This is a genomic window from Pantoea sp. SJZ147, assembly GCF_007828605.1.
Taxonomy (GTDB): Bacteria; Pseudomonadota; Gammaproteobacteria; order Enterobacterales; family Enterobacteriaceae; genus Pantoea; species Pantoea allii.
Window position 1 is genome coordinate 46,701 of sequence record NZ_VIVB01000015.1, and the last position, 13,088, is coordinate 59,788.

Here is a 13,088-nt window from a genome sequence, read left to right on the forward strand (position 1 = left end):
CGGGAAATTAGTACAGACGAGTGCGGCGTGCGTTTTCGCGAGCCAATTTTTTGGCATGACGCTTAACTGCAGATGCTTTAGCGCGCTTACGTTCGGTCGTTGGTTTTTCATAAAATTCACGACGACGAACTTCAGCTAAAACGCCTGCTTTCTCGCAGGAACGCTTAAAGCGACGCAGTGCTACGTCAAATGGCTCGTTTTCACGTACTTTAATTACCGGCATGTAACTCTCACCTCAATAAAATTCGGTTTTGCTGCTGACTGCGGCGTCAGCACATTTCAAAATGGTGCAGCATTTTACTCCAACTCGCGTCGGCTTGTAAAGCACCATGGATAATTTAGAACCAACAGGAGCGATTGCCTGTGCGGCTGCCGGTTTTTTCCAGGGGCGGAAGTATAGCGCACTCTTTAGGCAGCGGAAAATGACTTTTTGCGTGGATGGGGTCCTCTTTTCACACAAGGGCTATGCTAAACTGCGCGCCGCAAGAATGAGGTGAAGCCATGCGAATTCTGGGTATTGAAACATCGTGCGATGAAACCGGCATCGCAATCTATGATGACGAGGCTGGCCTGGTGGCCAACCAGCTATACAGTCAGGTAAAACTGCATGCCGATTACGGCGGTGTAGTGCCGGAACTGGCATCGCGCGATCACGTACGCAAAACGGTGCCCCTGATCCAGGCGGCGCTGAAAGAGGCGGGTTTGCAGCCGCAGCAGATTGATGCGGTGGCGTATACCGCAGGCCCGGGTTTGGTGGGCGCATTACTGGTGGGCGCCACGATTGGGCGCGCGCTGGCCTTTGCATGGAAAGTTCCTGCCGTGCCCGTGCACCATATGGAAGGGCATCTGCTGGCACCGATGCTGGAAGCGAATCCGCCACCGTTTCCGTTTGTGGCATTACTGGTTTCAGGTGGTCATACCCAGTTAATCAGCGTCACCGGCATTGGCGAATACCAATTGCTGGGCGAGTCGATTGACGACGCGGCAGGGGAAGCCTTCGATAAAACCGCCAAATTGCTGGGGCTGGATTATCCTGGCGGTCCAATGCTGGCGAAAATGGCGCAGCAGGGCACCGCTGGGCGATTCACGTTTCCGCGTCCGATGACCGATCGTCCTGGGCTGGATTTTAGTTTCTCGGGCCTGAAAACCTTTGCGGCGAATACCATTCGTGGCAATGACGACGACGAGCAAACCCGGGCCGATATCGCGCGGGCATTTGAAGACGCCGTGGTGGATACGCTGGCGATTAAGTGCAAACGCGCGCTGGATCAAACCGGCTTTAAGCGTCTGGTTATTGCGGGCGGCGTCAGTGCAAACCGCACTCTGCGCGAGCAGATGGCCGTGATGATGCAAAAGCGCGGCGGAGAAGTCTTTTATGCCCGTCCTGAGTTTTGTACCGATAACGGCGCGATGATTGCTTATGCCGGCATGGTACGCCTTAAAGGCGGTACGCGGGGTGAGCTTGGCGTCAGCGTCAGGCCGCGTTGGCCACTGTCGGAACTGCCCGCCATTTGAAAATAAAAAAGCCGGTTAGCCGGCTTTTTTTACGCTTAGGGTTTCTTTTTCCGCTTCCAGATTTTGCTTTCCTGACCGCGCCACAGGCGCTGAATATTGTCATGATGACGCAGCAAAATCAGGCAGGAGAGCATAGAAACCGGAAAGGTGAACTGGGGTTTAAACCACCAGACATAAAACGGCGCAATCAGCGCGCTGACAATCGCCCCAAGCGATGAGTAGCCGCTCAGCAGCACGGTCAGCAGCCATGTTCCCGTCATCAGTCCGGTCAGGTCCCAGCCAATCGGAGCGATAGCACCAAAGGCGGTCGCCACACCTTTCCCGCCGCGAAAGCGAAAGAACACCGGGTAAATATGGCCCAGACAGGCGGCAATCGCCGTTAAGCCCAGATAAAGGGGTGAGACATGAAACAGGTACGCCAGCCACACGGGCACCATACCTTTCACAATATCGAACACCAGTACAGACGCAGCCGCCAGCTTGCCGCCAATACGCAGCACGTTGGTTGCGCCCGGGTTGCCTGAACCGTGGGTGCGGGGATCGGGTAAACCGGCAAGTTTGCAGACCAGAATGGCACTGGAAATTGAACCGCACAGATACGCGAAAATAATCATACCAAGCGCGAAAGCACTCATAACACCGTCCCGTTTCCTTTGGGGTCGTTTTGATCACGTCAAGCATGGATAATACGCACAATCTGCCGGAAGTGGTATCCGGCGCGACCAAAAACAGAGAGCATCATCATGGATATCGTCTTTATTGAACAACTCACCGTCTTCACCACCATTGGCGTTTACGACTGGGAGCAGGGAATACAGCAGAAGCTGGTGATCGATGTAGAGATGGCGTGGGATAACCGCCAGGCGGCCGCCAGCGACGATGTGAAAGACTGCCTGAGCTATGCCGACGTCTCCGACGCGATCCTGACGCATCTGACAGGACAGCGTTTTGCCCTGGTCGAGCGCGTAGCGGAAGAAATCGCGGATCTGTTGATGAACCGTTTCAATTCGCCTGGTGTGCGTATCAAGGTAGCAAAACCGGGCGCTGTGGCGCAGGCAGCGCAGGTTGGCGTGCGTATTCAGCGCGGGACTATTCCTAAATAATTACGATGTGATTGCCATCACAATGAAACCAAACCAAATTATTGTCTGTCTCAGGTGGTGCCGTTTCGTTGCGACTGACTAAACGGCGATTGAGCTTAAGGTTTTATTCAGAGTGAAGCAGATAAGATTAAGGCGATAGCGCTGCTGCTAGCGCCTTTTTAATGGTTTTAAAACGGACAGAGGGAATACATTGATGGCAGATCTTCATCAGCTGTGGGTAGCTGCAATCCTGGGCGTGGTCGAAGGGTTAACCGAGTTTTTACCGGTCTCTTCCACCGGGCACATGATTATAGTGGGGCACCTACTGGGCTTTGAGGGCGATAAAGCGGAAACCTTTGAGGTCGTCATTCAGTTAGGTTCCATTCTTGCTGTGGTCGTGATGTTTTGGCGGCGTTTGTTTGGATTAATCGGTATCCACTTTGGTGAAGTCAAACACGAAGGCGTGGGAACGGGTCGCTTAACCCTGATTCATATTCTGTTGGGGATGATCCCCGCAGTGGTAGTCGGGCTGGCGTTGCACGATCAGATTAAAACCTTGTTTAATCCGATTAACGTAATGTATGCGCTGGTGGTCGGCGGCTTACTGCTGCTGGCGGCGGAATTCCTGAAACCCAAACAGCCAAAAGCCGTCGGCGTGGATGATATTACCTATCTTCAGGCGTTTGCGATTGGCTGCTTCCAGTGTCTGGCGCTGTGGCCGGGCTTCTCGCGTTCAGGTGCCACCATTTCAGGTGGGATGCTGATGGGCGTGAGCCGCTATGCCGCATCCGAGTTCTCGTTTATCCTGGCCGTCCCGATGATGATGGGTGCTACCGGGCTGGATCTGTACAAAAGCCTTGGCTTCCTGTCGATGGCCGACTTCCCGATGTTTGCCGTTGGCTTTATCACCGCCTTTGTTGTCGCGCTGCTGGCCATCAAAGTCTTCCTGGAACTGATCAAACGTATCTCTTTCGTGTCGTTTGCGATCTACCGCTTTATCGTGGCGGGTGCGGTCTACATGATTTTCATGTAAGCCATTATGACGCGGCCGGGTGACTGGCCGCGTTAAGCTACGCGTTGTTCGACCGCGGCAATACGCCGTCGCGTTAACTCTTCCCGCACCTCAATGCCTTTAAATCCTGCCTCGACCACCGCCTTAGAGGACACCGCCTGAGCCAGTGCAAACGCACGTCGCAGGTAATCACCTTGCGGATAAGGCATGCTGGCAAGACCACCGCGTCCGCGGGCATCCGCTTCACTACACAGCGCCAGTTGGTTCACCCGTTCGGGTTTGCGCCAGGCATCAAGACGGTCAAATAACGCAACCAGAGATTCAGCAGGGCGCTGCTCAATGGTATGCATCATGTCGTGAAACTCCGTTACCAGCAGCGCTAAATCACGAATCGCATTGGGCACGCGTAAACGCTGGCACAGTGCGGCGACCAATGGTACGCCCGCCGCGCCATGCCCATGATGGCTGGGCCATTTTTCGACAGGGGTTAATGCCTTACCGACATCGTGGAACAGCGTCGCAAAACGCACGTCGATAGCGTCTGATAAGGCCGCTGACAGGGTTAAGGCCATCAACGTATGCACCCCGGTATCGATTTCAGGGTGCCATCTGGCGGGAGCGGGGACGCCGTACAGGTTATCGATTTCCGGAAACAGCACCCGTAAGGCACCGCAGTCACGCAGCACCTGGAAGTAGACCTGGGGATTATGCGAAGAGAGCGCTTTTTCCGTTTCTTTCCAGACGCGTTCGGCCGTGAGATAGGCCAGTTCGCCGCTCTCCGCCATTTGTTGCATCAGGGCCTGGGTTTCATCGGCAATGCGGAAGTTGAGATGGGCAAAGCGCGCGGCAAAGCGTGCAACGCGCAGCACGCGCAGGGGATCGTCACTAAAGGCATCGGACACGTGGCGCAACTGACGGGCAGCGATATCCTGTTGCCCGTGATAGGGATCATAAAGCTCACCCTTCTCATCCTGAGCGATGGCGTTAATCGTCAAATCGCGCCGCTGTAAATCCTGCTTCAGGGTGACGTCCGGTGCCGACCAGGTGGTAAAACCGGTATAGCCTTTGCCGTTTTTCCGCTCGGTACGCGCCAGCGCGTACTCTTCCCGGCTGTCGGGATGCAGGAACACGGGGAAATCGCGGCCTACCTGCTGATAGCCTTGTTCCAGCATGGTTTCTGGCGTCGCGCCAACCACCACCCAGTCTTTGTCTTTAACCGGCAATTTCAACAGCGCATCGCGTACCGCGCCGCCAACAAGAAAGGTCTTCACGCACAACTCCAGAGATAAATAAGTGAACTGCGCGTCCGGGGGCTTCCGGCACCTGAATCCAGACGGGCACGAACTCTATTGTTGCACAAATTCGGCATATTGCAGACAGGCCAAAAGGGGCATCTGGCGATCCCCTGATAGCGAGCTGTGGTGCAGACTAGTTCATCCAGCGATCGTTTTTCTTCCGGCGCGGCACCATATGCGGCAGCAGCAGACCGAGCAGCAGGCCCACACCGAGCACGCCGCCGCCATACATAAACCACTGCATGATGATCGTGCGCTGCTTGTCATCCAACTGAACGTTGGCGGCGCTGACTTTCTTCTGGGCCACAATCAGTTCGTTTTTAAGTTTCTGATTTTGCTCTTTTAAGCCGTTAATCACGCTGTCGCTGCTGGCGACTTTATTCTGCATTTCTGCCGTGCGCTGGTTCCAGCTGTTATCGATATTCGCTAACTTAGCCGTCAGGTCTTTCACCTGTTGCTCCAGCTGTGGAACCCGGGTGCGCAGGCTGGGGTTTTCACTCAGCTGCGACAGCGGGATCCAGACGGTACGGCCTTCGGCATCGCGCACCTGACCATATTTGGTGGCGTCATTGGTCTGCAGCAACTGGACTTGTTCACCGGCGTTCAGCTTGCCGAGCAGGCGAAACTGATCGCCAGGGCCGCTGCGAACCCAGGTGGATAATTCGTCAGAAACGTAACGTTTTTCATCAGCATGAGCAGGTGCAAGGGTGCTGAGGGCCAGCAAAGTGATTCCAGTGAGTGTGATTTTTTTCATTAGATTTCGTTTTGCTTAAAATGAAGATAATTTACCGGCACAGTCTGTAGAGGCTTCGCATAAATCTGAATGAGAACTATCCTGGTCTCATGACAGTGCGAAAAGGGTAGCGAAAGCACAAAGAAAGCAGAGACAGCCCGGCTTCTGTGCATTACTCTTCGCCTGAAAACCCCTAACCTTCAGCTCAGTGGATGCAGCAGAAGATAACCTGAAACAGGTAGGGAATATATCCTCAAGTACCAGCGGCGTTAGTGAATAAAAAAATATGACCATCGAGATCGAGCTTAAGTTCATTGCTAAACCAAATGCTGCCGGGAAACTGGCAGAACGGCTGGCGGCATTCCCGCATCAGCATCAGGCTGCCCGTCAGCTGACCAATATCTATTTTGAAACCGACGATAACCAGTTACGTCGATGGAATATGGGATTACGCATTCGTGGCGTGGACCAACGCTACGAAATGACGCTGAAAACCGCCGGCACCACGCTGGGCGGGCTTCATCAGCGAGGCGAATACAACGTTGATCTGACCGAACCGACGCTGGACATCAGCCGTCTGCCAGCCGACATCTGGCCGGAAGGCACCGACGTTACGGCATTACAACAGCGCCTGCAGCCGCTGTTCAGCACCCATTTTGAACGTGAGATCTGGGTGGTCACGGCGGGCAGCAGTGACGTCGAAATTGCCTGCGATCGGGGCGAAGTCACGGCGGGGGAGTTTAGTGAACCCTTGTCAGAGGTTGAGCTTGAGTTAAAAGGCGGCCAGCGCAGCGAGATGCTGACGTTTGCCCGGCAGTTAATTGCCGTGGGCGATCTGCGAATGGGCAGCCTGAGCAAGGCTGCGCGTGGCTATCAGTTAGCGAAAGGCAATCCGCCGCGTGAGTTAAAACCCTTTCCGCTGTTAAAAGCGGGGCCGAAAGCCACGGTGGAAGAGGGCATGGTCGCGGCCATGGCGGCAGGTCTTGACCACTGGCAATATCATGAAGAAGTGTGGCTGCGTGGCAACAAGCGGGCCAGGGAAGCGGTGCGTGAGGCGCTGGATGTGCTGCGTCAGGCATTCGCGCTGTTTGGTGCGTTAGTGCCGCGCAAGGCCAGCAGCGAGCTGCGTCAGAAACTCACTACGCTGGAAGAGACGCTGTTGAACGAGGATGTTGACGCCGACAGCTTCTGTTTTTCTGTCCTCTCTGTTGAAACCCAGTTAGCACTTACTCACTGGTTAGCCGAGTCGCACTGGCGGCAGTGGATTGATGAAAAAGGACAAACCAAGCTGAACGGCTCCTTTAAACGCTTTGGCGATATCATGCTGGGCCGCATCAATGCCGACCTGAAAGAAACCTTCAGCACCATTCACCAGACTAACGAGTATCAGGACAAGGCCACGCGTCTGGATCGGCAGTTGCTGGCGGTCCATTTACTGGCGGGCGCCTACTCGCCGGACGCGGTGCACGACTGGCTGGCGCCGTGGCAGCAGCTGCAGCGCGCAATCAGGGAGCAGCAGCACGCCAGCCTGGATTGGTTAAAGGCCCAGGCCATGAAACAGCCACCATTTTGGCTAACCAGCGGTTCGCCACGCTGAGTCATACCGCACGCTATCAGGGAGAGAACATGTTGCCATCCTTACCCAACCTATTGCGCACGCAGGCCGCGCAGGCCGTCGAACAGCTCGGTCTTGCGGATTCCGCCCTGAGTGAGGCACAGCTTGCCGGTCTGGCGTTCAGCGACTTTGTGCTGGATAACCTGCAGCAGAATCCGGACTGGTGGCAAGCCATCGCCGCGCAATCGCCTCAGGCCGACGAGTGGCAGCAGTATACGCAGTGGTTGGGCAGTGACATGGCAGCGGTGGACAGTGAAGCCAGCCTGATGCGCGTGCTGCGCCTGTTTCGTCGTCGCATGCTGGTTCGCATTGCCTGGATGCAGTGCTTACATCACGCCACGACAGAGCAGACGCTACAGCAGTTAAGCGTGTTAGCCGAGGTGCTGATCGACGCCGCACGCGCCTGGGTTTATCAGGACTGCTGCCGCGAGTTTGGCACGCCCTGCAATGCCGCAGGTGAGCCACAGCCGCTGCTGATCCTCGGTATGGGTAAGCTGGGCGGCGGTGAGCTGAATTTCTCGTCGGATATCGACCTGATTTTTGCCTGGCCGGAAAACGGCACGACGCGCGGCGGTCGCCGTGAGCTCGACAATGCGCAGTTTTTTACCCGCATGGGCCAGCGCCTGATTAAGGTTCTCGACCAGCCCACGGCGGACGGTTTTGTTTACCGGGTGGATATGCGTCTGCGTCCGTTTGGCGACAGCGGGCCGCTGGTCATGAGCTTTGCTGCTCTGGAAGATTATTACCAGGAGCAGGGCCGCGACTGGGAGCGGTACGCGATGGTGAAAGCCCGGCTGATGGGCGATGAGCAGGATCGCTGGAGCCAGGAGCTGCAGCAGATGCTGCGGCCTTTTGTGTATCGCCGTTACATCGATTTCAGCGTGATCCAGTCGTTGCGTAATATGAAAGCGATGATCTCGCGCGAAGTGCGCCGCCGTGGGCTGAAAAACAATATCAAGCTGGGGGCCGGTGGGATACGTGAAACGGAATTTATCGTGCAGGTGTTTCAGCTGATTCGAGGTGGACGTGAGCGCTCGCTTCAGCTCAGAGCCTTGTTACCTACGCTGTCGGCTATCGAATCCCTGGCATTGCTGCCACCTGAACAGGTCGCTGCACTGCGCGCTGCCTACCTGTTTCTGCGCAGGCTGGAAAACCTGCTGCAAAGCCTGACAGACGAGCAAACGCAAACGCTGCCGGAAGAGGCATTACCGCGCGCCCGTCTGGCGTGGGCGATGCAGTGTGATGACTGGTCCATGCTGAGCGCACAGCTGGATACGCACATGGCCGCCGTGCGGGCCATTTTCGATGAGCTGATCGGGGAAGATACACCGGATGTTGGCGATCGGCCCGAACTGGCCGATTTCAATATGCTCTGGCAGGACAGCCTGGAGGACAGTGAGCTGGCGCCGCTGGTGCCGCAACTGGATACCGCGCAGTGCCAGGCACTCAATCAGGCGCTGGAGGCGTTTCGCCAGGATATCAGCCGCCGTACCATCGGCCCGCGTGGTCGCCAGGCGCTGGATCAGCTCATGCCACGGCTGCTGAGTGAAGTGTGTTCGCGCAACGATGCCGCAGTGACCTTCAGCCGACTGGCACCGTTGCTGCTGAGCGTTCTGACCCGCAGCACCTATCTTGAACTGCTGACCGAGTACCCCGGTGCGTTACGTCACCTGATTCGCCTCTGTGCGGCCTCGCCGATGGTGGCAAGCCAGCTGGCGCGTTATCCCCTGCTACTGGATGAGCTTCTTGATCCCGCCACGCTGTATCAACCCACCGCCACCGATGCCTATCGTGATGAGCTACGTCAGTATCTGATGCGCATTCCCGCTGATGATGAAGAACAGCAGCTTGAAGCATTGCGCCAGTTTAAACAGGCACAGCTGTTACGCATCGCAGCGGCTGACATTGCAGGCACGCTGCCGGTGATGAAAGTGAGCGATCACTTAACCTGGCTGGCCGAAGCCATCATTGAATCGGTGGTGCAACAGGCATGGAATATGATGGTACAGCGCTATGGCCGACCGTCACACCTTGTGCATGAACACGAACGGGGCTTCACGGTATTGGGCTACGGCAAGCTGGGTGGATGGGAACTGGGCTACAGCTCGGATCTCGATCTGGTTTTCCTGCATGACTGCCCGCTGGAAGCGGTTACGCAGGGAGAACGCAGCATCGACGGCCGTCAGTTTTATCTGCGGCTGGCGCAGCGCATCATGCATCTGTTCAGTACCCGCACCTCGTCCGGTATTTTGTACGAAGTAGATGCGCGACTGCGTCCGTCGGGGGCGGCTGGCATGTTGGTCAGCACCTTTGAAGCCTTCGACGACTACCAGCGCAATGAAGCCTGGACATGGGAGCATCAGGCGCTGGTTCGGGCCCGCGTGGTGTTCGGTGAACCCGCCTTGAGCGAGCGCTTTAGCGCTATTCGCCGTGCCATTCTCTGCCTGCCTCGCGACGCAACGGCGTTGCAAACCGACGTCAGAGAGATGCGTGACAAAATGCGCGCGCATCTGAGTAATAAGCATAAAGGCCGCTGGGAAATCAAAACCGACGAAGGCGGCATTACGGATATTGAGTTTATCGCGCAGTATCTGGTGCTGCGTTACGCGGCCGCGCAGCCCGCCTTAACGCGCTGGTCGGACAATGTGCGGATTTTTGAACTGATGGCCACCCATCAGAAAATGTCAGATGAGGAAGCGGCTGCGCTTACCCATGCTTATGTCACGCTGCGCGATGCGCTGCACCATCTGGCGCTTCAGGAGCAGCCGGGGCACGTTGAACCCGACGCATTCGCGCAGGAAAAACAGGCGGTGAACGGCAGCTGGCAGCGCTGGCTACAGTCACCACAATCTCTCACGGTGTGAGGCTGATAGCACCTGTCGCAACTGTGTTATCATCCGCGCACTATTTTGAATGCAGTCTGGAGTGTCTGGAATGAAAGTTACTCTGCCCGCGTTCGGCCAGGCCTCGGTGCTGGTCGTCGGCGATGTCATGTTGGATCGTTACTGGTACGGCCCCACCAGCCGTATTTCTCCTGAAGCCCCGGTTCCGGTGGTGAAAGTAGAAACCGTTGAAGAACGCCCAGGCGGCGCCGCTAACGTGGCAATGAACATTGCTGCGCTGGGTGCCGGTTCCCGTCTGATCGGACTCACCGGTGAAGACGATGCGGCTCAGGTACTGAGTAAAACGCTGAAAGATGTTCGTGTTGACTGCGATTTTGTCACGTTAAAAAGCCATCCCACTATTACCAAACTGCGTGTGCTTTCGCGCAATCAGCAGCTTATCCGCCTGGACTTTGAAGAAGGGTTTGAGCAGGTGGATGCCGCGCCGATGCACGAAAAAATGCGGCAGTCGCTGTCCCGCAGCGGTGCGGTGGTGCTGTCGGATTACGGCAAAGGCGCGCTGGACAGCGTTCAGCAAATGATCACGCTGGCACGCGAAGCGAATGTGCCCGTGCTGATCGATCCAAAAGGCACGGATTTTGCGCGCTACCACGGTGCGACGCTGCTGACGCCGAACCTGTCTGAGTTTGAAGCCGTGGTCGGCAAGTGCAAAACAGAAAACGAGATTGTTGAGCGAGGTATGCAGCTCATCGCCGACTGCGACCTTTCCGCCCTGCTGGTCACCCGTTCTGAGAACGGTATGACGCTGCTCCAGCCCGGCAAGGCTCCGCTGCACCTGCCTACGCTGGCGCAGGAAGTCTTTGACGTTACCGGCGCCGGGGATACCGTGATTGGCGTGCTGGCCGCAGTATTAGCCGCGGGTGACTCGCTGGAAGAAGCCTGTTTCCTGGCTAACGCTGCCGCAGGCGTGGTAGTGGGCAAGCTCGGCACCTCGACCGTCAGTATCGTCGAACTGGAAAACGCGATTCGCGCGCGTCCTGAACGCGGCTTTGGCATCATGACCGAAGCTGAACTCAAAGACGCCGTTGCGATGGCACGTCAGCGCGGCGAAAAAGTGGTAATGACCAACGGTGTCTTCGACATCCTGCACGCCGGGCATGTTTCGTACCTTGCCAACGCGCGCAAGCTGGGCGATCGCCTGATTGTCGCGGTAAACAGCGATGCGTCCACTAAGCGCCTGAAAGGCGACAGTCGTCCGGTGAACCCGCAGGAAAACCGCATGATTGTGCTGGGTGCGCTGGAAGCGGTGGATTGGGTGGTGCTGTTTGAAGAAGACACGCCTCAGCGTTTGATCGCCAGCGTGCTGCCCGATCTGTTAGTGAAGGGCGGAGATTACAAACCTGAAGATATCGCGGGCAGTAAAGAAGTCTGGGCAAATGGCGGTGACGTACGCGTGCTCAATTTTGAAGATGGTATCTCGACCACCAACATCATCAAAACCATTCGCGGCGACTGAATGATGATGGCGGGAGCCTGCGCGCCCGCCATCCCTTTATTTAGCGGTCTTGTCAGCAGGGTTGGCTGCCGGAACGATTGCCGGTGCCGGGCCGGGTGTGCTGGTGGCAGTGGGCGCGGCAGAAGCCGAACTCTTGCTTTCCAGCTGAGCCAGACGTTGCTCCAGCGCCGCCAGTTTTTCCCGCGTACGCAGTAACACCTGAGTCTGTACATCAAACTCTTCACGGTTGACCAGATCCATGCGGGTCATTTGTGCCTGCAGCGTCTGCCGGATTTTCTTCTCGACATCATCGCCAAATTCACGAACTCCCTTCGGCAGCGCGTCATGAACCTGACGGGCCATTTGTTCAATTTTTTTCGTGTCGATCATGATGGTTTCCTGATTACGGGTTGCTATGGCAGCATTTTACCAACGCTATGGTGACTTAAGTGTAATGCCTGAATTGAAAAGGTTAAACCTGAAATCCTTAGCGCAAAAAATGCTAAAGCAATAATGGCTTTCTGCATTGCCGCCCCGAATGGGAAGCGTTATAGTTAAAACGCTTATTCTCAGGGCGGGGCGAAATTCCCCACCGGCGGTAAATCAGCCCAGGCTGACAGCCCGCGAGCGCTTCACTCTCATGGTGAAGGTCAGCAGATCCGGTGAAATTCCGGGGCCGACGGTTAAAGTCCGGATGGGAGAGGGTAACGACATTTGTCAGGCATTATGTCTGTTTTGCGTCATTGCTACGTCTTTAAGGCGTCACTCCTAAGCTTGCCCTGATTCTGGTAACCCAATACATTTATAAGGTTTTATTACCATGAATCAGACTCTACTTTCTGAATTTGGCACGCCGAAACAGCGTGTAGAACGTGCTATCGCAGCGCTACGCGAAGGTCGCGGTGTGATGGTGCTCGACGATGAAGATCGTGAAAACGAAGGCGATATGATTTTCGCCGCTGAAACCATGACCGTCGAGCAGATGGCGCTCACCATTCGCCACGGCAGCGGCATCGTTTGTCTTTGCCTGACCGAAGAACGCCGCCAGCAGCTGGCGTTGCCGATGATGGTGGAAAACAATACCAGCGCCTACGGCACGGGTTTTACCGTCACCATCGAAGCGGCGAAAGGCGTTACCACAGGTGTTTCCGCCCAGGATCGTCTCACCACTATTCGCACCGCAATCGCCGATAACGCTAAGCCAGAAGACTTAAACCGTCCTGGCCACGTTTTCCCGCTCCGTGCACACGATGGCGGCGTTCTGGCCCGTGGCGGTCATACGGAAGCGACCATTGATCTCGTTACGCTGGCGGGCTTTAAACCTGCAGGCGTGTTGTGTGAACTGACGAACGACGACGGCTCGATGGCCCATGCGCCTGAAGTCATCGTCTTCGCGAAACAACATGCTATGCCGGTGGTTACCATCGAAGACCTGGTCGCCTATCGTCGCGAGCATGAAACGCGTCAGGCCAGCTAAGCGTTTTCTCATCAGGCCAGA

12 protein-coding genes and 1 riboswitch are annotated in these 13,088 nt (G+C 56.2%); of the genes, 7 read left to right on the plus strand and 5 right to left on the minus strand.

Annotated features, from left to right (window positions below; all coding sequences use genetic code 11):
• Positions 1-7: 7 nt before the first annotated feature.
• Complete coding sequence (gene rpsU, locus FBY13_RS19950; RefSeq protein ID WP_001144069.1) at positions 8-223, minus strand: 30S ribosomal protein S21; 216 nt, start codon at positions 221-223, stop codon at positions 8-10.
• Positions 224-501: 278 nt separating this feature from the next.
• On the opposite strand from rpsU, the gene tsaD reads away from it, so the two are divergent.
• Complete coding sequence (tsaD, locus tag FBY13_RS19955; RefSeq protein ID WP_145394966.1) at positions 502-1,515, plus strand: tRNA (adenosine(37)-N6)-threonylcarbamoyltransferase complex transferase subunit TsaD; 1,014 nt, start codon at positions 502-504, stop codon at positions 1,513-1,515.
• A gap of 35 nt (positions 1,516-1,550) precedes the next feature.
• Here tsaD and plsY read toward each other — a convergent pair whose 3' ends face one another.
• Entirely contained in the window at positions 1,551-2,150 is a 600-nt protein-coding gene (plsY, locus tag FBY13_RS19960) for a glycerol-3-phosphate 1-O-acyltransferase PlsY (protein WP_063880976.1), read from the minus strand.
• 108 nt (positions 2,151-2,258) lie between these two features.
• Between plsY and folB the strand changes: the two genes are divergently transcribed.
• Together folB and bacA are read left to right on the plus strand one after the other, a co-directional pair.
• Positions 2,259-2,618, plus strand: coding sequence for a bifunctional dihydroneopterin aldolase/7,8-dihydroneopterin epimerase (gene folB, locus FBY13_RS19965; RefSeq protein WP_063880975.1), 360 nt, complete (start codon positions 2,259-2,261; stop codon positions 2,616-2,618).
• A gap of 193 nt (positions 2,619-2,811) precedes the next feature.
• A complete protein-coding gene (bacA, locus tag FBY13_RS19970) occupies positions 2,812-3,630 on the plus strand; it encodes an undecaprenyl-diphosphate phosphatase (RefSeq protein WP_063880974.1) in 819 nt (272 codons plus the stop codon).
• A gap of 32 nt (positions 3,631-3,662) precedes the next feature.
• Here the strand turns inward: bacA and FBY13_RS19975 are convergent, their stop codons facing one another.
• Both FBY13_RS19975 and FBY13_RS19980 read right to left on the minus strand, forming a co-directional pair.
• Complete coding sequence (locus FBY13_RS19975) at positions 3,663-4,880, minus strand: multifunctional CCA addition/repair protein (RefSeq protein ID WP_145394967.1); 1,218 nt, start codon at positions 4,878-4,880, stop codon at positions 3,663-3,665.
• A 157-nt stretch (positions 4,881-5,037) separates the two neighbouring features.
• Positions 5,038-5,658, minus strand: coding sequence for a TIGR04211 family SH3 domain-containing protein (locus FBY13_RS19980; protein ID WP_063880972.1), 621 nt, complete (start codon positions 5,656-5,658; stop codon positions 5,038-5,040).
• 265 nt (positions 5,659-5,923) lie between these two features.
• Between FBY13_RS19980 and FBY13_RS19985 the strand changes: the two genes are divergently transcribed.
• From FBY13_RS19985 to hldE, 3 genes are all read left to right on the plus strand, one after another.
• Complete coding sequence (locus FBY13_RS19985; protein WP_145394968.1) at positions 5,924-7,234, plus strand: inorganic triphosphatase; 1,311 nt, start codon at positions 5,924-5,926, stop codon at positions 7,232-7,234.
• Between the two features lie 29 nt (positions 7,235-7,263).
• Positions 7,264-10,116 carry a bifunctional [glutamate--ammonia ligase]-adenylyl-L-tyrosine phosphorylase/[glutamate--ammonia-ligase] adenylyltransferase gene (gene glnE / locus FBY13_RS19990; protein ID WP_145395017.1) on the plus strand — a complete coding sequence of 951 codons (2,853 nt, stop codon included), beginning with the start codon at positions 7,264-7,266 and terminating at the stop codon, positions 10,114-10,116.
• A 70-nt stretch (positions 10,117-10,186) separates the two neighbouring features.
• Positions 10,187-11,611, plus strand: coding sequence for a bifunctional D-glycero-beta-D-manno-heptose-7-phosphate kinase/D-glycero-beta-D-manno-heptose 1-phosphate adenylyltransferase HldE (hldE, locus tag FBY13_RS19995; protein ID WP_145394969.1), 1,425 nt, complete (start codon positions 10,187-10,189; stop codon positions 11,609-11,611).
• Between the two features lie 36 nt (positions 11,612-11,647).
• Here the strand turns inward: hldE and FBY13_RS20000 are convergent, their stop codons facing one another.
• Complete coding sequence (locus FBY13_RS20000) at positions 11,648-11,980, minus strand: accessory factor UbiK family protein (RefSeq protein WP_063880968.1); 333 nt, start codon at positions 11,978-11,980, stop codon at positions 11,648-11,650.
• Between the two features lie 171 nt (positions 11,981-12,151).
• Positions 12,152-12,300: riboswitch (FMN riboswitch) on the plus strand.
• A gap of 110 nt (positions 12,301-12,410) precedes the next feature.
• On the opposite strand from FBY13_RS20000, the gene ribB reads away from it, so the two are divergent.
• Positions 12,411-13,067, plus strand: a complete 657-nt coding sequence (ribB, locus tag FBY13_RS20005; protein ID WP_063880967.1) for a 3,4-dihydroxy-2-butanone-4-phosphate synthase — start codon at positions 12,411-12,413, stop codon at positions 13,065-13,067.
• Positions 13,068-13,088 lie beyond the last annotated feature (21 nt).